Annotated in this window: 24 protein-coding genes and 1 pseudogene; 13 read left to right on the forward strand and 12 right to left on the reverse strand. The window is 51.5% G+C overall.

Annotation, left to right across the window (positions count from 1 at the left end; genetic code table 11):
- Positions 1-34: 34 nt before the first annotated feature.
- From ACFOE0_RS21090 to ACFOE0_RS21110, 5 genes are all read right to left on the reverse strand, one after another.
- Complete coding sequence (locus ACFOE0_RS21090; RefSeq protein ID WP_248934511.1) at positions 35-1,192, reverse strand: iron-containing alcohol dehydrogenase; 1,158 nt, start codon at positions 1,190-1,192, stop codon at positions 35-37.
- A gap of 241 nt (positions 1,193-1,433) precedes the next feature.
- Positions 1,434-2,879, reverse strand: a complete 1,446-nt coding sequence (locus tag ACFOE0_RS21095; protein ID WP_248934512.1) for a DUF3300 domain-containing protein — start codon at positions 2,877-2,879, stop codon at positions 1,434-1,436.
- A 118-nt stretch (positions 2,880-2,997) separates the two neighbouring features.
- A complete protein-coding gene (locus ACFOE0_RS21100) occupies positions 2,998-4,320 on the reverse strand; it encodes an ATP-binding protein (RefSeq protein WP_248934513.1) in 1,323 nt (440 codons plus the stop codon).
- Complete coding sequence (locus ACFOE0_RS21105; protein ID WP_115135251.1) at positions 4,317-4,997, reverse strand: response regulator transcription factor; 681 nt, start codon at positions 4,995-4,997, stop codon at positions 4,317-4,319. The genes ACFOE0_RS21100 and ACFOE0_RS21105 overlap by 4 nt, the downstream gene beginning before the upstream one ends.
- Position 4,998: 1 nt before the next feature.
- Positions 4,999-5,289 (reverse strand): PepSY domain-containing protein, encoded by a 291-nt coding sequence (locus ACFOE0_RS21110; protein ID WP_115135249.1) that lies wholly within the window; start codon positions 5,287-5,289, stop codon positions 4,999-5,001.
- 225 nt (positions 5,290-5,514) lie between these two features.
- On the opposite strand from ACFOE0_RS21110, the gene ACFOE0_RS21115 reads away from it, so the two are divergent.
- Both ACFOE0_RS21115 and ACFOE0_RS21120 read left to right on the forward strand, forming a co-directional pair.
- Positions 5,515-6,297, forward strand: coding sequence for a choice-of-anchor H family protein (locus ACFOE0_RS21115; RefSeq protein WP_248934514.1), 783 nt, complete (start codon positions 5,515-5,517; stop codon positions 6,295-6,297).
- A gap of 118 nt (positions 6,298-6,415) precedes the next feature.
- Positions 6,416-6,754, forward strand: coding sequence for a zinc ribbon domain-containing protein YjdM (locus tag ACFOE0_RS21120; RefSeq protein ID WP_248934515.1), 339 nt, complete (start codon positions 6,416-6,418; stop codon positions 6,752-6,754).
- A gap of 328 nt (positions 6,755-7,082) precedes the next feature.
- Here the strand turns inward: ACFOE0_RS21120 and amrS are convergent, their stop codons facing one another.
- Positions 7,083-8,153 (reverse strand): AmmeMemoRadiSam system radical SAM enzyme, encoded by a 1,071-nt coding sequence (amrS, locus tag ACFOE0_RS21125; protein ID WP_248934517.1) that lies wholly within the window; start codon positions 8,151-8,153, stop codon positions 7,083-7,085.
- Positions 8,154-8,271: 118 nt separating this feature from the next.
- Here amrS and amrB point away from each other — a divergent pair, with 118 nt between their 5' ends.
- On the forward strand, positions 8,272-9,057 hold the full coding sequence (amrB, locus tag ACFOE0_RS21130; protein ID WP_248934518.1) for an AmmeMemoRadiSam system protein B: 786 nt from the start codon (positions 8,272-8,274) through the stop codon (positions 9,055-9,057).
- The gene (amrA, locus tag ACFOE0_RS21135; RefSeq protein ID WP_248934519.1) at positions 9,029-9,622 is read left to right on the forward strand and encodes an AmmeMemoRadiSam system protein A; all 594 of its coding nucleotides are present in this window, start codon (positions 9,029-9,031) and stop codon (positions 9,620-9,622) included. Before amrB ends, amrA begins: the two co-directional genes overlap by 29 nt.
- A 51-nt stretch (positions 9,623-9,673) precedes the next feature.
- On the opposite strand, the gene ACFOE0_RS21140 is transcribed toward amrA, so the two are convergent.
- Positions 9,674-10,417, reverse strand: coding sequence for a sporulation protein (locus tag ACFOE0_RS21140; protein ID WP_115135237.1), 744 nt, complete (start codon positions 10,415-10,417; stop codon positions 9,674-9,676).
- A gap of 272 nt (positions 10,418-10,689) precedes the next feature.
- Between ACFOE0_RS21140 and ACFOE0_RS21145 the strand changes: the two genes are divergently transcribed.
- From ACFOE0_RS21145 to ACFOE0_RS21160, 4 genes are read left to right on the forward strand one after another with little or no spacing between them, the layout of a single operon-like run.
- Positions 10,690-11,205 carry a PepSY domain-containing protein gene (locus tag ACFOE0_RS21145; protein WP_248934520.1) on the forward strand — a complete coding sequence of 172 codons (516 nt, stop codon included), beginning with the start codon at positions 10,690-10,692 and terminating at the stop codon, positions 11,203-11,205.
- A gap of 57 nt (positions 11,206-11,262) precedes the next feature.
- On the forward strand, positions 11,263-11,544 hold the full coding sequence (locus tag ACFOE0_RS21150; RefSeq protein WP_248934521.1) for a hypothetical protein: 282 nt from the start codon (positions 11,263-11,265) through the stop codon (positions 11,542-11,544).
- A gap of 24 nt (positions 11,545-11,568) precedes the next feature.
- Complete coding sequence (locus tag ACFOE0_RS21155) at positions 11,569-12,267, forward strand: response regulator transcription factor (RefSeq protein WP_248934522.1); 699 nt, start codon at positions 11,569-11,571, stop codon at positions 12,265-12,267.
- On the forward strand, positions 12,261-13,454 hold the full coding sequence (locus tag ACFOE0_RS21160; protein ID WP_248934523.1) for a sensor histidine kinase: 1,194 nt from the start codon (positions 12,261-12,263) through the stop codon (positions 13,452-13,454). The genes ACFOE0_RS21155 and ACFOE0_RS21160 overlap by 7 nt, the downstream gene beginning before the upstream one ends.
- 61 nt (positions 13,455-13,515) lie before the next feature.
- On the opposite strand, the gene ACFOE0_RS21165 is transcribed toward ACFOE0_RS21160, so the two are convergent.
- Positions 13,516-14,019 carry an ACT domain-containing protein gene (locus ACFOE0_RS21165; protein WP_248934524.1) on the reverse strand — a complete coding sequence of 168 codons (504 nt, stop codon included), beginning with the start codon at positions 14,017-14,019 and terminating at the stop codon, positions 13,516-13,518.
- A gap of 284 nt (positions 14,020-14,303) precedes the next feature.
- Between ACFOE0_RS21165 and ACFOE0_RS21170 the strand changes: the two genes are divergently transcribed.
- From ACFOE0_RS21170 to ACFOE0_RS21180, 3 genes are all read left to right on the forward strand, one after another.
- Positions 14,304-14,582 carry a DUF4242 domain-containing protein gene (locus ACFOE0_RS21170; protein WP_115135225.1) on the forward strand — a complete coding sequence of 93 codons (279 nt, stop codon included), beginning with the start codon at positions 14,304-14,306 and terminating at the stop codon, positions 14,580-14,582.
- Positions 14,579-15,235, forward strand: a complete 657-nt coding sequence (locus ACFOE0_RS21175) for a hypothetical protein (RefSeq protein ID WP_248934526.1) — start codon at positions 14,579-14,581, stop codon at positions 15,233-15,235. Before ACFOE0_RS21170 ends, ACFOE0_RS21175 begins: the two co-directional genes overlap by 4 nt.
- A gap of 64 nt (positions 15,236-15,299) precedes the next feature.
- Positions 15,300-16,601, forward strand: coding sequence for a glycosyltransferase (locus tag ACFOE0_RS21180; protein WP_248934527.1), 1,302 nt, complete (start codon positions 15,300-15,302; stop codon positions 16,599-16,601).
- A gap of 25 nt (positions 16,602-16,626) precedes the next feature.
- On the opposite strand, the gene ACFOE0_RS21185 is transcribed toward ACFOE0_RS21180, so the two are convergent.
- From ACFOE0_RS21185 to ACFOE0_RS21195, 3 genes are all read right to left on the reverse strand, one after another.
- The gene (locus tag ACFOE0_RS21185) at positions 16,627-17,658 is read right to left on the reverse strand and encodes an HlyD family secretion protein (RefSeq protein ID WP_248934528.1); all 1,032 of its coding nucleotides are present in this window, start codon (positions 17,656-17,658) and stop codon (positions 16,627-16,629) included.
- The gene (locus tag ACFOE0_RS21190) at positions 17,655-18,128 is read right to left on the reverse strand and encodes a magnesium transporter (RefSeq protein ID WP_248934529.1); all 474 of its coding nucleotides are present in this window, start codon (positions 18,126-18,128) and stop codon (positions 17,655-17,657) included. Before ACFOE0_RS21190 ends, ACFOE0_RS21185 begins: the two co-directional genes overlap by 4 nt.
- Before the next feature lie 436 nt (positions 18,129-18,564).
- The gene (locus ACFOE0_RS21195; protein ID WP_248934530.1) at positions 18,565-18,885 is read right to left on the reverse strand and encodes a hypothetical protein; all 321 of its coding nucleotides are present in this window, start codon (positions 18,883-18,885) and stop codon (positions 18,565-18,567) included.
- Between the two features lie 290 nt (positions 18,886-19,175).
- Between ACFOE0_RS21195 and ACFOE0_RS21200 the strand changes: the two genes are divergently transcribed.
- Positions 19,176-19,658 (forward strand): DUF2569 domain-containing protein, encoded by a 483-nt coding sequence (locus ACFOE0_RS21200; RefSeq protein ID WP_248934531.1) that lies wholly within the window; start codon positions 19,176-19,178, stop codon positions 19,656-19,658.
- A gap of 99 nt (positions 19,659-19,757) precedes the next feature.
- Positions 19,758-20,276: a hypothetical protein gene (locus ACFOE0_RS21205; RefSeq protein WP_248934532.1), complete on the forward strand. Its 519-nt coding sequence runs from the start codon at positions 19,758-19,760 to the stop codon at positions 20,274-20,276.
- An 85-nt stretch (positions 20,277-20,361) separates the two neighbouring features.
- On the opposite strand, the pseudogene ACFOE0_RS21210 reads toward ACFOE0_RS21205, so the two are convergent.
- A pseudogene (locus tag ACFOE0_RS21210) lies at positions 20,362-21,795 on the reverse strand (PfaD family polyunsaturated fatty acid/polyketide biosynthesis protein); the annotation flags it as partial.
- Positions 21,796-21,856: the final 61 nt, after the last annotated feature.

The raw sequence follows: 21,856 nt of genomic DNA on the forward strand, positions 1-21,856 counted from the left end.
CACTGGCCCCTTTTTATACTTCCAATACTCAGATTCAGCTCAATGCCGCCATCAGGATCTTACGGCTTTCTTCCGGAGTAATCGCCTGGTTTTCCCCCATGGCGTTCAGACCATGTTTCTCCAGCTGTGTCATCAAGGCGGTGACCGCGTCATCTTTTGCCTGCCCCTGACGATCTTCACTGGTCAGTATTGATGCAACTCCCAGGCTATTGTAGAAGGCCTCAATGGCATCAATGGTTTGTTCAGCCAAATTATCACTGGCTTCAAGCCCAAATACATTACGGCCCATCTGTGCCAGTTTAGCTCGCTTAAAGTCGATTTGATTGCGCAGCAATGAGGGTTGGATGATCGCCAGAGAGCGGGCATGATCTACCCCATACAGCGCCGTCAGTTCATGGCCAATGGCGTGGGTTGCCCAGTCGTGGGCGACACCACTGCCGATAAGGCCGTTAAGCGCCTGGTTAGCTGTGTACATGAGGTTGCTGCGCCACTCATTGGTGTCATGGTCTGCAAAGTCATTGCCCAGTACCAGCAGGTTTTTCAACAGGGATTCGGCATAGCCGTCCTGCACCATAGTGCCCTGGGGCCAGGTCAGATACTGCTCGCAAATATGCACCCAGGCATCAACGATACCGTTTTTCAGCTGCCATTCCGGCAGGGTTTTCATGGTATCCGGGTCCATCACAGCAAATACCGGCTGAACATAGGGAGACATAAAGCTGAGTTTGTCCTGAGTTTCCGCTTTAGTGATCACTGAGCCTGAGTTTGACTCCGAGCCCGTAGCAGGCAAGGTCAGGATGGCACCAAGAGGAATGGCAGCAGAGATTTTGTGTTGGCCGGTGACTATATCCCAGCCATCGCCGTCGTAGCTGGCGGCCGCGGCAATATACTTGGCGCCATCGATCACTGAGCCACCGCCCACAGCCAGAATAAAGTCAATATTTTCAGCTTTCACCAGAGCCACTGCCTTATCCAGTGTCTCCTTGGTGGGGTTGGGTTCGACACCGGCGAACTCAAGACACTGGTAACCCTGCAGGGCCGCAACAACCTGATCGTAGACGCCGTTGCGTTTGATGGAACCACCACCATAGAGCACCAGCACTTTTTGTTCAGGGGTAATAATTCGATTGATGTTGGCGATTTGGCCCTGGCCAAACAGGATATGAGTAGGGTTGTGGTAGTGAAACTGCATCTCAGACTCCGTCATAGCTTCCGGAAGGGCTCCGGTTGACTGTTTGGCGATTCTAAGCTGCGGTGGTGGCAGGGACAACTGCTTTATGCCCCTCGGTTTATTGAATAATCCAATTAGTGCCTGCGCTGACGACTGCCATGATTGCTTCCGGAAGGGCTCCGGTTGACTGTTTTGGCGATTCTAAGCTGCGGTGGTGGCAGGGACAACTGCTTTATGTCCCTCGGTTTATTGAATAATCCAATTAGTGCCTGCGCTGACGACTGCCATGATTGCTGCCTGAAGGGCGGGAGCGCGGAGTGCTGCGCACCGTCCTTGGGGCCTGTCTCACAGGTCGCACCTGACTGCGCTGCACGGATTGCCTTTGCATACCGGTTTGTCGCTGTGCATGGCTTTGACGTTGAGTTGTTTGTCGCTGGGGCGATTGGCGATTGACTCTCACCGACTGATTGTTACGCCTTGTGACGGCAGGGGCTGTGGCCCTTTGGCGGTCTGGGCTATTTAACTCAGATCTGATCCTGCGCTCTGAATTAATACCTGCCTGGCGTTGCACATTGGTGCGGCGTTCTCTGTCATTAATGGAACGCTCCTTCAGTGCCGCCTTCAACTCTGTTTGATTGTTTCTTTGCCTGTTGGCATGCCTTGTCTCCGTGTCGCGATTGAATCGGTTGGCAACGGGCTTGTCCTGTCGATATTGATTGGTCTGTCTGTTTCCGTCCAGTCTCTGACGGGTTCTGTGCTCCATCTCTCTGACACGGGTTTGCCTGAACTCGCGTTTTACCTGTTTATGTCCCTCGGCCACCCGTACCCTGTTGTGGTGCTTGTACACCCTGTCATGGATATTGCGATTGGCATAGCGGATCCCTTTTCTGTGGTGAGGGTTATGATGCCAGCGTTTGGCACCATAGCTGGTGGCGACTCTGTGGCGATAATGGGGCCTGTGGTGGTAATGACCGTGTCTGTGTACCATCACATGACGGTTGTGCCAGTGAACACTGCCGAAGAAAAAGTTGAATGAGATATGGATTCCCGGACGCCAGTAAAACAGTGAGCCGGGTGAGCGATAGCTGAACCAGACCGGGTCATAGGCCCACCATACCGGTGGGTAGGCTGGCCAGCGCCAGTAGGGATAGACCACTCTTGGGTCGTAATAAGGAACATAGACTATCTGTGGTGAGGCCGACTCAATAATGATCTCCCGTTCAACCCGGGTCACAGTGACATTGTCCATCTGCTTCAGGTTGCCGGCATCATCCGCTTCCTGCCTCAGGGTTTGAACCATATCCAATACCCGACTCTCATTGGCAAGAAAGGCATCACCAAGATCTGAAGTCCAGTCCAGCTCATCACTCATACGTTCAAGCACATCTGGGAATGGCAGCAGGGCTTTGACACTGGGATCCCAATCCTGCTTTTCTGCGCGTTCCACCAGTAACTCATTGCCCAGGTGCTTATTCTTGCTGCGCCAGCGGTCTGCTTCAACGATTTCCAGCGGGTAGGTAGAGGCGATAAGAATATGAGTCAGCAGGCTGTCAGGATAGAGGGCAACCGGTGCCAGCAGCTGAGCCAGTCTGGCTTCGCTGGGCTGTTGCTCACTGGCAAATGCATCGGTTTTGCACATCACCAGCACTGCGGTCAGCAGTAATAGGGTCAGCAATTTATGAAAGAGTGGCGACTGTGTTTTTAACATGGAACCCTCCCGGCAGCATTGCGGTAAGCCAGGCTGCACAATTTTGCATCATGGTTCTCAGTCTAGGTAAGTCAAGATGAACGCAGGCTGAAGGTTTCAAAGAGGGGAAATTGGGGTCTCAGTCGCCACTGAATTTAAGGGTAAAACGGGCGCCACCCAGGGAGGGCGAACGGTCGATAACCAATCTGGCCCGGTAGCTGTCAGCCAGATCCTGCACTATGGCCAGACCCAGGCCATGGCCGGAATCATAGGAGTCGGCGCGCTTACCCCGCTGTACCAGTTCACCGGCTTTTTCCGGCGGCACACCCGGGCCATCATCCTCAATGGAGATACTCATGCTGTCGCCAGCCTTGACGGCATAAATCATCACTTTTGAGTTGGCGGCCTTGCAGGCGTTATCCAACAGGTTACCCAGCATCTCCATCAGATCTGCTGTATCACCGCGGAACCTGAGTTCCGGAGTCACGGCCTGATTGAACTCAATATTGGGGTAGAGTTTGGCAAGAGTACGACTGAGTTTGTCGGCAACAGGGGAGAGTTCAGTACCCAGGTGCCATGCGGATTCACCGGCACTCTGTGCGCGCTTGAGCTGACGGCTGATGCTTTGGCTGATGGCCTGGATCTGCTCCTGAGCCGAGACCGGCAGATTTTGTTCACTCTGCAATACCGCCAGCGGTGTTTTAAGGCTATGAGCCAGATCCGACAGGGCATTACGGAAACGTTTACGCTGATTTTGTTCGGTTTGCAGCAGACGATTCAGCTGGGAGGCGACGGAATGCAATTCGGCCGGGTAGTCGGTGGAGAGTTCATCACTGCGACCCTGCTCCACATCATTCAGCTCCTGACGGAAACGTTGCAGGGGTCTCAGGGTCCACCACAGCCAGCTGCCACTGATCACCATAAGGACGACTGTCATTACCAATAGCCAGTTACGCATCTGCTCAGCAAATTCCGCAGAGCTGGCATTTATTTCAGCCATATCCTTGATGATATGCACTGTATAAGGTGCATCTTTGCCTTTGTTTGTCACAAAACTCACCCCGTAGCTTTCTACAAAGTGGGGCTGCCCCTTGATGTTGACCCTGGCAAAGTTGCGGGAGCCAGTATCGGGTTTGGGTAGCGGCGGGAGTTCGAGTCCCAGCAGGGAGTCGGATTGCCAAACCGGTTTGCGATCCTGGGTGATAACGGCGTACAGGCCGGACTGGATCAGGTTAAAGCGGTTTTCCAACAGGGCGGCAGGCATCACCAGTTCGCCTTTTTCCACTTCTGCTACCGCCAGCACACCATAGAGGTGGGCACCCAGTTCATCTCTGGCGGTTCGCTGCATATGTTGGTTAAAGGCGTCGACCAGAGTAATGCCGACCAGGGGCAGGATAAGCAGAATCATCAGGGCGGCACTGAGCATCACCCTGAATTTGAGGCTGTGGACGGCAGAACTCATTCCTGCTCAAGTCTCCTCAGGCGATAGCCCTGACCCCGCAGGGTTTCGATAAGACCAAACTCGCCGTCGGCATCCAGTTTCTTGCGCAGACGACGGATAAATACCTCAATCACATTGGAGTCCAGGTCAAAGTCCTGATCATAGATATGTTCTGTCAGCACGGTTTTGGACAGCACTTCGCCGATATGCAGCATAAAGTACTCAAACAACTTGTACTCTGAACCACTGAGGCTGATAAGGGCATCACCACACTTCACTTCCAGTGTACTGGTATTGATGCTGAACGGACCGTTGTTCACCAAGGGACTGGCTTTACCTGCACTGCGGCGGATAAGGGCGTTGATACGGGCAACCAGCTCTTCCGGATGAAAGGGTTTGGTGAGGTAGTCATCGGCCCCGGCATCAAGACCTTCTACTTTATCCTGCCAACTGTCACGGGCGGTCAGGATAAGTACCGGATAGTCGATATCACTGGCTCTGAGTTGAGTGATCAGGGATATACCATCAAGCTTGGGCAAGCCGACATCGATAATGGCGGCATCATATTGATATTCAGTGGCCTGAAACAGACCTATTTCACCGTCATCGGCGGTATCGACGGAAAAGTTGGCCTGTTGCAGGTGGGTTTTCAGGTTTTCCTGCAGTGATTTGTCATCTTCAACCAACAGCAGTCTCATCTCAGTCTCCCTGTATGCGTCCTGTTGCGGCATCAATCTTTACATGCATGACACGGCCGTCAGAGGTGACCAGTTTCACTCTGTAACCCGGATTGCCATTCACTCTGGCACTTTCCACCTTGAGCACCTTACCGCCGTACTTGCCTTTTGCCAGGCTAACGGCCTGCTGCTCACTCTTTACTTTGAGTGCAGCACCCTGAGCCGCCGCCATTAATGGCGAGGCCTGAAGAGGCTGGAATGTGGCAGGAACCAGCATAACCATAATAAGTGTCAGAATTCGTGTGATTTTCATCCGGGCTGTCCATTGAGCGTCATGCCCTCAGTGTAAAAGAATCAATGCGCTATAGAAACGTTGCTATGCGTATTTCTTGGGATTTTTACGTTAATGAATATGAACTGCGGCTGAACAGTCAGTCTGGCTGCAAGCTCACTGACTCACAGGAGTTTTTGCGTTCAGCTTGCGTTCACTCATGCAGAATTTTAATGGCAGCCATGAACCATTGTCGGGATGACGCGTATGAGATTTTCACGGAACCCTGTATCTGACTTTTGCGGCAAGGCTTCCAAAGCCCTGCTGATAACCACTGTGCTGGCGGCGACTTATTCATCGGCATGGGCTTCTGACCTGGTCGATAAAGCCCAAAAGTCCGTCGCCGGCTCCACCCTTAATGCTGACAAGGCAACTTTGCCAGGCCAACTGCAGGCACTGAAAGGCACGCCTTTGGATATTCAACAGGCCAGAACCCGTCAGCAGGTATTGGCCGACAAAGCCAGGCGAAATCAAAATGTGCAGTCTTACAGCTGGCACAGCTTCAGTTTTTACGATGCTTATTCCCGTCTGTTTGAAGATGTGGACCGGGATGGTTATTACAGTACCTTCGGCGTGACCTTTGACGCCGACCTGCACAGTTATAACCCGGTGGAAGAGGTGGTTGTGTATGCCGAACTTTATCTGAGTCGTAACGGCGGTGATTGGGTGCATTACTATACGACAGATGCCTTTGTGATCACCGGCGAGTCGTCCAATGATGATTATGAGGTACTGACCACTCTGGAGCGGGGTTATCGTCCGGGGGAATACGACGTGCTGATTGACCTTTACGAGGTGGGCTATGGCGATATTGTTGCGACCATCAGCTCGCTGGAGACTGACGCCCTGTATGGCCTGCCGCTGGAAAGTGCTGACTGGGATGAAGAGTATATCAGTACCAGTGAAGGCGATGGTGGTGGCGCGGTGAGTCTGCTTGCTTTGCTTGGGCTGGCAATCGCCGGAATCGGCCGCAGAGCAGCAAAGGCTTGATTTTGTGACTCATGCTGAATTATGACCTTAATTTAATGTGGGATTATCACTATTGTCGTGCCAGAGTTCATGGCGATGGTGTAAAATCCCGTGTTTTGTTGAACGACCGAGGTTTCTAATGTCAGCGCTTCCAAATTGCCCTAAATGTAACTCTGAATACACCTACTTCGATGGCACCATGCTGGTGTGCCCGGAGTGCGCTCATGAATGGGCCGAAGGTGCAACTGAGGCAGCTGAAGAAGAGCGTGTGATCAAGGATGCCAACGGCAACATCCTTCAGGATGGCGACACTGTAACTGTTATCAAGGATTTGAAGATCAAAGGTTCTTCTTCCGTGGTTAAAGTTGGTACCAAAGTTAAGAACATCCGTTTGGTTGAAGGCGATCACGACATCGACTGCAAAATCGACGGTATCGGTGCCATGTCTCTGAAGTCTCAGTTCGTGAAGAAAGTTTGATTCTTGCACTCTGAGCTTTAAAGCAGCATTAAGGCGAGCCAATGGGCTCGCCTTTTTGTTAGGGTCTGTTGACCTTTCATGGTTGAGTTTTGCTCGAGATAGACGCGCTTTAATCGCGACGCAAGGTGTGCCGCCTAGTGGGCCTAAGCAAATACCTTGCAACAAAGAGTAAAGCGCGTATAGCCGAGCCCTTCGGGCAGCGTTTGTCGTCGCTTTCTACTGCATTAACGCTCATTTATGTAGAACAACTACACGTCAATCGCGTTGCTTTGTATAAAACAACGACAAATAGCTGCAAAAACCATCTTCAAAGGTCAACAGACCCTGGTTACTCCACTCTAACCGCCAGGCGTTTGCGACCAAATGGGCGGCCATAGTGCTCAAATCGGCCTGCAACCGGGCTGCCACACTGCAGGCAATGGCCTGAGTCATCCAGTTGATATTGACCCAGCTGATACCAATCTCTCTCTATCACCCTGGCATTGCAGTTGGGACAAAAGCTGCTGCTGGCCTCACTGTGATGCACATTCCCCACATACACATAGCTCAGCCCCTTGCTCAGGGCGATGTCTCTGGCTCTGAGCAATGTCGTCGCCGGGGTTCTGGGCTTATCCTGCATTTTAAAGTCAGGGTGAAAGGCGCTGAAATGCAGTGGCACATCGGGTCCCAGCCTGTCGGCTATCCATTCTGTCATGGCGTGCAATTCAGCATCTGAGTCATTTTCGCCTGGGATAAGCAGTGTGGTGATTTCAAACCAGACAGAGGTTTCATGCTTGAGATATTCCAGGGTTTCCAGCACAGGAGCCAGACTGGCACCACAAAGTTTATGATAAAAACTGTCGCTGAAGGCTTTCAGATCGATATTGGCGGCATCCATATGGGCGAAGAAAGCCTCTCTGGGTTGCTCGCAGATATAGCCAGCAGTCACTGCCACTGATTTGACGCTAAGTTGATGACAGGCCTGAGCTGTATCCACGGCATACTCATGGAAAATAACCGGGTCGTTATAGGTAAAGGCGACGCTTTTGCAGCCATGTTTATGAGCCGTGGCGGCGATCTGCTCCGGTGTTGCCAGACCGGAAAGTGTATCCATATGGCGGGATTTGCTGATGGACCAGTTCTGGCAAAAATGGCAACTGAGGTTACAACCTGCGGTGCCAAATGAGAGCACGCTGGAACCCGGGTAAAAGTGATTGAGTGGTTTTTTCTCAACAGGATCGATACAGAATCCGCTGGAGCGTCCCCAGGTGGTCAGAACCACTTCCCCATTATTTTCCTGTCTGACAAAGCAGGCACCGCGTTTCCCCGGGCGCAGACTGCAAAGTCGCGGGCAAAGTGTGCACTGCACCAGTCCATTTTCCTGTGCGCGCCAGTATTGGGTGGGATAGCTTTCTGCCATTAGTCTCTCCGGTCGGAGTTAATACCCTGAGTATATGCCGGTTGGCAGTGGATGTTGAACTGGAGCCGGAATCACAACTTGGCTATGCTGAGTCGATGGCATTGAAAGGAGGCTGCTGATGATCAAGGTTCGTCCCACTGCGGTGGCAGGGCGTTTTTATCACAGAGAATCTGACCTGCTCAGGCAGGAAATTGTATCCTGGCTGAGCCCCAGAGACAGGGACGACAGGCTGCGCGCTGTGATAGTGCCCCATGCCGGTTATCGGTTTTCAGGACAACTGGCCGCTGAAGCTTTTTCCTATATTCAGCCGCTGGCGGACAAATTCAGCCGGGTTATTCTGTTGGGGCCCAGCCATACAATGAGCTTTAAAGGGGTTGCAATTCCCTCTGTAGATCTGTTTGTGACCCCCCTGGGTAACGTGCCTGTAGACAAAGTGCTGGTGGAGGCGCTCAGAGACAACCCTCTGGTGAGCCAGGATGATGCTCCCCATGCCAAAGAGCACTGCCTGGAAGTGCAATTGCCCTTCCTGCAACAGACTCTGGGGGAGTTCAGTGTATTACCCATAGTGTACTCCAGAGCCATGCCATGGCATCTTGAGGAATTACTGAACGATATCTGGGACCCGGATGATACCTTGTTGGTCATCAGTTCAGATCTCAGTCATTACCATAACTATGAAGAGGCAACGCAGCTGGATGGAGAAAGCATGACCATGATTGAGGAGTTTGTTCCAAGATTAACGCCCCATCAGGCCTGTGGCGCAACCGGGATCAATACCCTGTTGCACCTGGCTCAGAGCCGGGGCTGGCAGCTTAGTCGGGTAGGTTATATGAACTCCGGTGATACCGGCGGTGATAAAAACAGGGTGGTGGGCTATGTCAGCTATCTCGTCAGCCAGGTTTAGTGCGGCCGAATTGTCCCAATTGCTGGTGGTGGCGCGCCAGGCAATAGCGACACATTTTGGTCAGAAAGGTCAGCAGCTGCCGAACCCAGAAGATTACGACGAGTGTTTATCAGCCTCAGCCGGTTGCTTTGTCACTCTGGAGGTAAGGGGAGAGCTGCAGGGCTGTATAGGAACCATTACCAGCCAGCAACCTCTGTTGCAGGAAGTGCACAAAAAGGCACTGGCAGCAGCCTTCAGCGATAAACGTTTTCCCCCATTGACTGTGGATCAGTTGTCTACTCTGACACTCGAAGTCTCCGTATTGAGCAAGCCCGGTCTATTGGCTTCAGGTAAAGATCAGGACTGTCTCAATTATCTGGGGCGGCATCATCCCGGGGTGATCCTGTCTCAGGGTAAGCGCCGCGGAGTATTTTTGCCTCAGGTTTGGGAGAAGCTGAAAACCCCCAAAGAGTTTGTCACAGCCCTGAAACGCAAAGCAGGTATCAGTGCCGAAACACCGCTGACAGAGCTCAGAGTTGAGATATTCAATGTGGACAGCCACAAAGAGGCGTACTGGCAGTCCTGACACTTAAAGTGAGTAAAAAGGCGACCATGTGGTCGCCTTTTTAAGTTTAACTTAGCGCAGCAGATGTTCCAACTGGTTGCGGACATTGGCAATGTCTGCATCTGTGTGGGCAATGGTCAGAGAACGATAGCCATCGCCGCGAAAGCCGCGGTCCAGTTCAATCAGTACGTGAGTCTGGTGGGCTTCAGGGACAAAGGAGAGCTCAACCTCTTTGACACCAAACAGGCTGCGACTGTTTGGACGATATTCAAGCTCCTGATAGATTCCTGAGTTAGAGCGGAAACCAGGTGCACTGATATAGCCTTTTTCAACATCCGCTTTCATCATTTGATAGCCAGCGCGTTCCATCACCTGCATGCATTCCAGTACTGCTTCATTGGGGTAGATATACAGATGGTCCTTGTCTGACGCATCCAGGGCCATGTCGATATTCAGGCCGGTCGCCAGCCATACCACAGTCTGGTTCATGCGAACCGGCAATTCGGTAACCGGCGTCTCAGAGTGCAACTGAGCAGTAAAAGGAATGCGGATCTCCTCACCTGGCTGGATAGTGGTTTTGTCTGCAAGGTGCCATTGCTGGATAACCTGATTACGGAAGTAGCTGCCCTCATCGGATTCCACTTTGGCTTTGGTCATTAATGCCAGCTCCAGACCTGACAACTCCTGAGGGACGTCCCCGCCAGTGATGACAATTTCTGCATGGAACTCCTGACCGGGCAACAGATGCTCGGTTTGCAGCACTGTATCTACCTTGGCGGCGCCTATGCCTACAGAGGCCAGAATCTTTTTGAACATATCTTGCTTGCTCCTTGTTCTTCAAACCCTTTGTTATCGGGCGAATTGATGTTGCGTTGCAACACTTAACCATAAATCGTCTGTGCTGTCTGCTGTGGCGCAAAGGGATTGTGTTACCGAATGCAAGCAGCTAAATCCCGGTTGGGGGCGGCAAAGTGCGAACCTTACAAAAATGTATAGTTGGGGCAAGCTTGCCGCAAGCTCACTTTTATAAAGTAGCCACATCGACAGGGAGGCCTGTCACATTCAATTAAATAAGTGAGGAAACAAGTATGAAAACTTCAATCAAATTCAAACAATCTGTAGTGGCTGCTGTTCTGGGTATCTTCTGTGCCGGTGCGGCAGTGGCCGGTGACGCGCCAAAGAACATGAATGCTGATGCCATCAGTCTGAAAAAGGCGATAGAAATTGCCAAACAGCATACAGGCGCGGTTCCTGTGGAAGCTGAACGTGACTCCCATATGGGCTCAATCGTATATGAGATTGAACTGGCCGGAGAGCAGGGTAAAGAGTTCCACACTGTGATTGACGCTGACACAGGCGAAATCATCAAAAGCCGTGAACATCTTGAAGATGACCATGAAGATCTGCAGGAACAGGCAAGCTTCCTGGCCGGGGTGAAAAACGGTCAGTACCAGACTCTAGAAACCGCTCTGGCTGCGGCAGAAGCAAAGCATGCAGGTCAGGTGTATGAGATTGAACTGGATGATGACTATGGCATCTCCTATGAGGTAAAACTGCTGGCCGCTGATGGCAGCAAGGTTAAAACCCGTATCTCTGCCGAGTAATGGCGGTAGAGACCTGGCAATGGGATGTCAGTGGCTGGCATCCCCAAAGGAGGTGTTATGACAAACTCAACTATCTATTCAAATACGTGGGCCAGGCTGAGACAGACCTTGAATGCCCTGCGCCAGAACGGTCCTAAAGGCTTGGCCGAGCTGTTTGCTTTTACGCTGTTTTTTACATTGGGACTGGTTACACTGGGAGCCTGTTTGCTGGCTGGCGCAGGCCTGGCATTGTATGCCCGTTGGCAAGCCTATAAGGCGAGTCAGGCAGAGAAAGCGGTGGACAGTCCAGCCGCGGAAAGTGCGGGAAATACCAATCAGGATCCAATTGTTGCCGCCTGAGCACGGCATAGAAAGAGAGTCGAAATGCGGATATTGCTTGTAGAAGATGATGCCAGCCTTAGTCGTTTCGTGGAGAAGGGGTTGTATGAGGCCGGACATCAGATTGAGGTCACAGACAATGGTAAATATGCGCTGACCTTATGTATGACAGAGCAGTTTGATGTCGCTGTGGTCGACCGTATGTTGCCCGGCCTGGATGGCCTCTCTTTGGTGAAAGCCATGAGAGCAGCGCAAATCACTACCCCAGTGCTGTTTCTGACCTCTCTTGGTGGGGTTGATGACAGAGTTGAGGGACTGGAAGCTGGTGGTGATGATTATCTGACCAAGCCTTTTGCCTTTTCAGAACTGCTGGCGAGGGTAACTGCCTTGTCACGTCGCTCTGTGAACATCACAGCCCAGGCCAGCTCTGAGCTGAAATATGCGGATTTGACTCTGAATCTGTTTGAACACACGGCCAGCAGGCAGGGGCAGGTATTGGATTTACAGCCCAAGGAGTTTCGCATTCTTGAGTTGTTTATGCGTCACCCCGGCCGGGTAATAACCCGTACCATGCTGCTGGAACATGTGTGGGATATTCATTTCGACCCACAAACCAGTGTGGTGGAGACCCATATCAGCCGTCTGCGCAATAAGCTGGAAAAACCCTTTGGCGATACCCTGATCCAAACCGTTCGGGGAGCAGGCTATAAGCTGGAGCATAAAGCAGAGGCTGGCTCATGTTGAAGCGATTAAAGCAAAGGCTAAAACATACCCTGAGACTGCCTCTGTGGTTGCAAAGCAGCGCAGCTCAACAGGGGGTGATGTTTGTACTGGTCTCTTTTATGAGCCTGGTGCTGATGGCCAGTATCAGTCTGGCCTATGTGGATTATGAACTGGGAAAGCAGAACCGGGAGATAGTGAAAGAAACCCGGGAGATGATTCATGATTCTCATGGGGAGATAGACGATGACCCCATTGAAGACGATGAGATTATGGCTGTGCTGACGACAGGTTTTGTGCTGTCGGGTGTGCTGGTGGCATTGCTCACGGCTGCCATTGTGGTGGTGATTACCCGGGCGAGCCAAAGGCGAATGGGCCGGATTGAACAGGTTCTGGCTGCCGCGGCCGAGGGTAACCTTGCCGCCCGAACCGGTGAAAAGCGCAGAGTGAATGATCTTGCCCGAATCGGCGTTGCCGTGGACGAGATGTTGTCCCGACTCGAAGGTTCTGTGGCAGCCATGAGTGATATTTCGGCCAATATTGCCCATGAGCTAAAGACACCGATTGCCAGGCTGCAGCATAACCTGTTGAACTTGAAGGCTGCTGCCGATGAGTCACAGGGCGCCAGGGCTGACAGCCAATTCAATGAAGAACTTGAGCTGGCGATGGCGGAGTCCAAACGTCTGGCGGGTATTTTTGATGCTTTGCTCAGAATCTCACAGATAGAGTCGGGCGCCAGACGCAGTCGCTTCAGCAGCATTGATCTGACCGGGGTGATAGCCACAGTTGCCGATATCTATGTGGATGTGGCGGAGGATGCGGGTATGGCACTCAATGTCGACTGCCCGCAGCAGGCGTTATTGATTCACGGAGACAGAGAGTTGCTGATCCAGCAACTGGCCAACTTGGTGGAGAATGCTCTCAGATATTGCCCTCAGGGCAGTGAGATTCGATTGTCATGTGATACTGAAGATGACCAGGTTTTGCTGACTGTGGCGGACAATGGTCCGGGTATTGATGACGCTGAAAAACTACGGGTATTTGAACGTCTCTACCGTGTCGATAAAAGTCGCACTGACGGTGGTCTTGGCCTGGGGCTCTCTTTTGCCAAAGCGGTAGCCGGACTGCACCATGGCAGTATCAGGTTGTATGACAACCACCCCGGCCTGGGTGTTCAAATCACTCTGCCAACGAACTGTGCAGCGGAATAGAGAAAGGGGAGCTTGAGCTCCCCTTTGCTTTTTCCGGTCAATGGCGACGAGCAGGAATGGGCTATTCGCTGAAGCTGACTCTGTGATTGATATTCAGAGTATCCAGCGCGCCGGCAATATCATCGTCCGTCATCGCCTGTGGCACTTCCAATTGCAGTTTGGCCTGATAAACCGTTTCATTGGATCCCATTACTGCGACCCGGTTATTTTCCTGATGGGTAATGGCGATATCCAGCCCATCAAACAGGGTATTAATATCATGGGTTAATCCGCTTCTGTCTGCGCAATGCAGGGTAAGGGACAGTAACCTGTGCTCGGTTTTTTGTGGACCGGCTTCTTCGAAAGTAAACCTGAGTTGAGGGAAAGTTGACTCCAGTTGATCCTGCAGGGTCTCAGGATCGCCAATACTGACCTCCACCTTCATCATGGCACTGAATTGATCGTCGATACGAATGATTTTGCTGCTGAGCCAGTGGCCACCTGACTGTCGGGTGATTTTGGCGATATCTGCAATGAGATGCGGGGAAAAAGGTCCACTGACAGTACTGATAAAACATGCTTGCATAGTGCCTCCCGTTCAGCGGGGCAGGAACGAATAACTGCTGGAAACAGCCCCGCTTTGTTTGCCCTTCAACCATATCAGTGTTTGTTTGGAGGGGGTATATTTTTCCCCTCCCTGTTGGCTGAAATCACATTAATTTTGAGGCATCAATCGCTAACTTCGTATTGTCTCGGTTGGGGGGGCGCAGCGGCGGTCCAAAGTATGAGTTTGACAAGGCTAAAGCATGAAGCATGGGGCTGTCTGTGTCTGATAGCTTGGAACAGACATACACAGATGGAGTGCTGGCTATGAATAAGTACATTATCGAGCGAAATATTCCAGATGCAGGCAAACTCACTCAGGAGCAACTAAGCGGAATTTCCCAAACCTCCTGCTGTGTGCTCAATGAGCTGGGGCCCGAGATTAAATGGCTGGAGAGCTATGTGACGGGGGACAAAATTTACTGTGTCTACCTGGCCGAAAGTGAGGATATTATCAGGCAGCATGCCCGGCAGGGCGGCTTTCCCGCCGATAACATCTCTATGGTGACAGCCATCATCAACCCTTCTACGGCGACGCTGGCATGAGTGCCTCACAAGCAGGCGTGGGCTTACTGTCGCGGGTCAAAGGGTGGGCACAAACTCTGAGAAAAAGAGTAATCAAGCCACTGGCGTCGGTGGTTTTGGTACTTACCTCGTTTTTCTTGTCTTGTCTGGGCTGGGCCGGGCAGAGCGAATACCGGATCGTGCTGCTGGACAACAAAGACAAGTCGTATCCTGTGGGCAGCCTTAAGCTAACGGCACCTCTTGATGTCGGGACAGAGCAAAGTGTTGGCTATGAGCTGCATATGGATCACAGCCGATTTAAAGATTTTTTTCTGTCCATGAAGGAGTTCAAATGCCTTGAAGGCCCTGAGCTATGGTGTTTTGTTCCCTATCCTTACCATAACCCACGAAAGATAAGCGCAGCGGATTTGACCTGGCTTGAGCAGGACCTGATGTTTATGTTCAAGGACAAGGCCTCCTTCGGGGCCAATTTATGGAATGGGATTTATTATCCTTTGACCCTGACGAATTCAGGCGAAATCAAAGGTACGGCTCATGCTGTAGATCTCAATTTGATAGCCGCTCCACCTGAGCCTGAAACTGCTCCAGGCATAGGGGAATTTGATATCGAGGAGATGGAAACCGGTAAGCGCTGGCTACCTGAAATTCGTCTTATACCTGTTCCGGGGGAATAGCCAAGCGGTTGTTTCGGGAGTGAAAGCCTGTCACTTTATTGTTAACACAACAAGGTGGCACTTGATGAAAATTCTTATAACCACACTGGGTTCAACAGGGGACCTCATCCCCTACCTTGGTCTGGCGCAAACACTGAAGCAAAGGGGACACAGTGTGGTGATCTGTACCCATCTGGCTTTCAGTAAGCAGGTGGTTGAGGCTGGGCTGGAATATGCCCCCATGAATAACGGCTTTATTGAGCTGTTGCAATCCGGCCTGGGGCAGCAAACCGTTAGCGGATTGGACAGAGTGACAGGATTTTTTAAGACTCTCTGGCGTCTGAGGCGCACCATTCGCTCGCTGCAGACAGATGCCCTGACCGACTCCTGGTACGCGGCCAATAAACACAGGCCGGATATTATCCTCTACAACAGTAAAACCAGCTGGGCGATTGATTTCGCCGAGTATCTGAATATTACCGCGATACCTGCATTTCTGTTCCCTCAGTGGGAGGCGACACGGGAGTTTCCTTCTCTGGGACTACCTGCTGCCACCTCGTCCAAAGGATGGCGGGGAGACTGGAACAGGTTCAGCTATCGAATTACCGGTTTTATCGCGGCAAGGCTGTCGAAAGGGGTCATCACAAGGTGGCGTACGCAGCACAAGCTGCCCAGGGCTGAGCACCTCTCCTTAACCGCTGACCGGACAGGGCATCCTCTGCCTGAGTTGCTGGGCTACAGTGCTCATCTGCTGCCGTCACCACAGGACTGGCCGAAGCAGATCCATGTGACTGGTTTCTGGCGGTCAGAGCCTGATATGGGTGTCAGACTCAACTCTGAGTTGGATACCTTTCTGGAAAAGGGGGTGGATGAAAAAGACAAGCCTATTTATATCGGCTTTGGCAGTATGGGCTCGAGAAAAGCTGAGCAGCTAACCAGCCTGATGGCCAATGAGCTTAAGCGACTTGGCGTACGTGCGGTTATCGCCACTGGCTGGGGTGGTCTGGGTTCCATGACGTCAGATGCCGATATTCTGTTTATTGAATCAGCTCCCCATCATCTGTTGTTTCCCAGAGTCAAAGCTGTGGTCTGCCACGGTGGGGCTGGCACTGTCTCTGCGGCGCTGCACGCGGGCAAGCCTGTTTGGATCTGTCCCTTCTTTGGCGATCAGCTGGTTTGGGCAAGTCAGGTAGAAAAACTGGGACTAGGTCCAGCCGGCGTGCCTGCGCGCAAGTTAACCCGCAGTAACTTTGGCGCAGCGGTTCAGGCATTGACGACTCGCCAGGAATACCAACAAAAAGCTGAACAGTTGGCGGCCAGGCTCAATGCCGAGCAGGGTACACTGGTGGCATCGGAAGTGATTGAGCAACTGATGGCCTGCAAATGACGCAATCAGTTGCTCAAGTTGATGGTTACAGGGCGTTAAGGTAGGCCTTGTAGGCTTTCAAGCGCACAGTGGCCGCACCGATAATGTCCATAAAGCCCAGTGCTTCATGGGGCTTTTTGGCCGATATCCAGGCAGAGCCGGTAGCTCCTATAGGGATTTCGTAACCCTCTGGCTGTTCAAACTCGATGACTACAGTGCGGCCATGGTTACCCTGATTCATTCCCACGTGGCGACTGACCATCTGGCTGCCTGCGGTAGGGGTGATTCTGGATTCGCCTGTACCTGTGGTGATGCTGTGTACTTTCCCCCTGAATATTTCCCCGGGGTAGGCATTGAGGTAGAACTCGGCGAACTGACCTGGCTCAATATATCTGAATGACTGATCGGGAATACGCATCTCGATAAACTTCCTGTTGGTGTCATATAGGTGCATGTTGCCTATGCGTGTGCCGGCGGCGATATTGGTGATCGACAACTGACCATCAAAGGGAGCGCGAACTTCGCGACGTTTATCCTGCCATTTGGTCGCCGCAATTTGAGCTTCAATCGCCTGAACTTTGGCGATACCTGCGGCTATCTGGGCCTTTGAAGAATCAATCGAGGCGGTGAGATCATCACGGCTGGATTGGCTCGCAAAGTCACTGAGCTGGGTCAGGCGCTGCAGGTGACGCTTATCATTGGTCATACGGATTTCAAAGGCTTCAATCTCAGACTCTGTCGCCTGTTTTTGCGCTTTCAAAGCCCGGAGCTCTTCGCTGGTATCCACAGACACCAGAGTATAAATAAGGTCCCCTTCTTTTACCTTCTGGTTATGCTGCACAAAAATTTCATCTACCTCCTGACCAAACAGGGGGCTGAGTACGGCGTGAGGTGCCTTGACTGTGGTGGAGTCCGTCAGATCGGCCGGTGACCAGAATCTGTGGGAGGTAAACAGCATAAAGGCGATAAAGGCACCCAGGCCTACACTGATAACGGCATTGCGCAGGTTCCATTGAATCACTCCCAGCCGCACCAGCAACCAGACGATCAGGATATAGGGCAACATAATCTCTTTCATGATTGCTCTCCTTTGATGCCGTTATTGATGATCCTGGAGAGGCTGTTGCCAATCACATCCCAACGGGCAAAGGCGATGACGATTGCAAGAACCCACCAGGCTTTGTGAAGGAACAAGCCGCACAGGGAGAGGGCAAATACCAGTTGGGTATGTACACTGGCCATCGCTTTGGCCCGATGAACTGCTACTTCGTGAAGCTGCCAGAACAGATACAGCACGTACACAGCGACGGCGATGGTGACCATAACGATAAAACCCATAAACAGGGTTGAGTCGAGCAGCCCCAGAATATTGGGGACGCCATGGGGATAATAATCTCCTTCGGACAGGTGTTGGCCGTGAATATCCCCGAGGGTGGAGAAAAGGTAACTCAGCAAGATGACTGAGGCGATGATGGCGGAAGCCACCAGGCCTTTGGTTAATATTTTGCTCTTGGTTTTTTTAGCCTGGTCATAGGTGTTGTTCGTCAAGGTAACTCCTTATATGACAATAGGTTGTCATTACTTCTTCCTTGTTTTGCAACGCTAGCGTCAAAGATGAAGTCGAGTAAAGGTTTTATTGCCAATCTACTGACATCATTATGAAAAGAGTCACCTTGCCCGTTACTGAATGAAACTCCATTTCAGCAAGTTCTGAGCGATATAATTCTCTGTTAAGTGGGATCCGTGAAACCGGATGTGACTTTAGTCTTTGACTAAGGAGTACAGACAGATAGAGGTTTTGAAGATACCTGCTTAATGGAGCGTTTATGATGTTTGGGGCTGATGCAAAAAAACAGCAGGCAAGCCAAGACAGGCCTGTCTGCTGTTTGTGGGTTTCTGGTTTTGGGGCGTCATTCTGACATCAATGTCGGGACGAAACCTCTGTCAGAGGGGGCATAATGGGCGTTATACCTAATGGTGGTGATTATTGGTTGATGGAGCAAAGCATCTGATTCCACAGTTGCTTTCCCTGTTGATACAGAGAGTCAGTGTCCCCGCTGCTTACTGAGCAGGACAGATTCAGGCTTTGTTGCTTTGAGCGCTCCTGGGTTGAAAACATATAGGCACTGCTGGGGTCATACATTCTGTTATCTCTGTCTCCGGGATCTCCTACCGGCGGATGTACAGGATCGTCCGGATCATCAACAATAATGCAGGGTTTTGGACGGCAGTGAGCTTCAGCCACATTGGAAAAACTGGCCAGAGCCAACAATATCAAGGTTAAAAGGAACATTGGTATTTTCATATTTTTCTCTCCGTGTTTTGCACCGAGCCCCTGTACCCTTTTACTGCAATCTGCCTTGCTGGCATACCCGGAAGAAAGTACTAACCCTATCGAGAGATTGGTCTCCATCCAGGGACAGGGGGTGAGGCTTTGTGGATGGCGCTGAAAATAACTCCCATATGATCAAAGCACTATCTATATGGGTGATAGGACCCCTTGATTTTACCTGCTAACTTCAACTTGTTTGTTGGGTCAATGGTGATACGGAGTGGTTCACCATTGAGACGATAATTTTTGACGGGAAGAAAATCATGACAGAAGAACAAGAAAATGAACTAAAAGGTCTGGGTGGTTGGCTGATACTGGTGGGGATAGGCATAGTATTTTCACCGGTCAAAATTATTATTTCTGTTTACCCGCTTTACTCTTCAATATTCTCTGACGGAACCTGGGAGTTGCTGACAACTCCCGGCTCCGAGTTTTATAACGCCCTGTGGTTACCTATTCTTGGCGCGGAAATAGTGCTTAATGCAGCCTTTGTTCTGGGTTGGCTGGGTATCGCCTGGCTGTTCTTTAGCAAAAAGCAGGCTTTTCGAGCTTGGTATATAGGTATCTTATTGTTTACCATAGTTTTTCAATTTGCTGATGCGTTTGCGATTACAGCCGTTATGCCCGATGAAGAGGTGTTTGATCCTGAGACCTTGAAGGAGATTATCCGCTCATTGGTACATGCCGCAATCTGGATCCCTTATGTGCTGATTTCCGAGCGGGTTAAAGCCACTTTTGTGAATTAGTGAGATGGAGTTGTGGGTTTAACAAAATTGCAAATACACAGGGAGATTTGAATGGGGTAACAGCGAAGTAAGTTGAACAAAGTGATTGCGCTATGCTGCATGCTTCATTGGTTGCCCCTGTGGGGACTTTCCCTTGTTTTTAATCTTTATCCCGGTTGGTATTTCCTGCCGGATGCTAATGATTACGATGTTGGGCTGGATCTGTTGAGCTTTATAGTGACGGTTTCAGGTGTGAGTTATTTCACTGCACGCAGAGATCAGATCTATCTGTGGTTTCCCTCCTGCTTTCTGTTTGTTCTCTATCTGACCTTTGCATTTGGCTGGGTGGGGCCGAGATATCAAGATAAGCTTCAGCTTGAGAGTGGTGATTATCTGGTACTTGATGACCACAGTGCCGGTGCATTTGCGCCCGGCGGGTATATGACGCTTGATCTGTATTTAAGCCTTGGAGGATTACTGCTGCAAAAGAGCACGCTGAAAACCTTTGACAATACCTATGATGGTTTTATCAAACTGGCAGATGGACAAGTTGCAGTGAGCCTGGATACCAATGATGGGGAGTTAATTCAGCAAAGTTATCCACTGAAGCAACTGATAGCATCTCAAAACCTGAATTAAGATGAGCTTTTGATAACTGGTTCCTGACTAAGATTCAGGGACAAAGAGCCAGTGCTCCTTGTCCCTTTAATTCAGGCCGCTTATTTTAGCTCAGCTGAGCCTCGACCACGGCCAATCGCCAAAGCTTGGCCGCCTCATTGAGCAGCAGCAGATTGACCTCTGCGACTTTACGGTTTTCCGGCTGTGCCATGGGGGTATCAGCAACCCAGGCGTTAAATGCACCAAGAGCCGGTCCTGCCCAGATCTGATAATCCATCTCTCTTCCTGCTTCACCTATGTTGGACCAGCGGCTCGAAAGCCCCAGGTACCAGCGGAAAATCAGTGCCATTTTACGCTTGGGGTTATCAAGCGCCCGCTCAATCTGGCGTGGGTCTCTGGCATTAAAATGCGCCTGGGTCATGGCCCAGATCTCGTCCAGCGAACTTCTGAAAATCTGGCTCTCCAGTTTGTCCCGTTCGACCGACGGTATGGCTTCAATGCTGTCGTAACGGCTGTAGATCTCCCATAGCTTATTGGCGCGCATGGGGAACAGGGTGCCGCGCTTGACCACCTGAAGTTTCACCCCCATTTCAAACATATCGGCTGCTGGGGCCATGGTGACATCAGCCATCTGAGTCGTAGTCAGCAATGTGCGGGTATGCTCACTGGCACCGGCTTCAACACAGCTTTGGTTGATGGAGCCTGTCACGACGAAGGCCGCACCCATAGCAAAGGTCGCCAGCATAGATTCTGGCGTCCCTATACCGCCGCCGGCGCCAACACGGATTGGCTCAGGGTATTGGAACTGAGCCTGAAGTTGATTCTTCAGAGCGATTAATGTGGGCAGCAGGGTAACCAAAGGTCGATTGTCGGTATGACCGCCTGAGTCGGCTTCCGCTGTAATATCGTCAGCCATGGGCACTAACTGGGCCAGCTCAAACTGCTCGGGAGTAATATGTCCGGCTTCGAGTAAAGGAGTCAGTAACTTTTCCGGAGCAGGCGACATAAAGTGTTTGGCCACCTCAGTGCGGCTGACTTTGGCTATGACCTTATTGGCCATCTCAATACTGCCGTCAGGGTTGCGACTCAGTCCGGCTGCCCGATAGCGGACGATATGGGGGGTCAGGGCCAGAAAGGCTGAGGCCTCCACTGTGCGGACGCCATGCTTGAGGTACATGTCAACGGCACCCTGCTCAAGGGCGGGCTCACTGGGACTATGGATCAGGTTAAAACAGTAAGGCCCATTGGGAAGCGCTGACTGAATACGTTCAATGGCCTGTTCAACCCGGGCGGGAACCAGGCCTGCCGCACCAAAGGAGCCCAGCATACCAGCCTTGCCCATGGCAATGACCAGCTCTTCTGAGGCAATGCCATTAGCCATTGCACCTGCATATAAAGGAAATTTAAGCCCGTGGGCTTGGCAAAATGCACTGTCCCCCAGATTTGAAGGTTTCAGGGCAGGCACCATGGCCCGGGTATTGGTGTCTGGCATCTGCTGCAGGGCAGCCTGGCCATTATCTATTGTCAGTGCGAATGCCTGAGGATTTGCCTCCAGCAAGGCGGCCAGCTCATTAGCGGCTGCAAAGTTAACATCTTGGTGT

The organism is Shewanella submarina (assembly GCF_042646185.1).
GTDB classification, from domain to species: domain Bacteria; phylum Pseudomonadota; class Gammaproteobacteria; order Enterobacterales; family Shewanellaceae; genus Shewanella; species Shewanella corallii.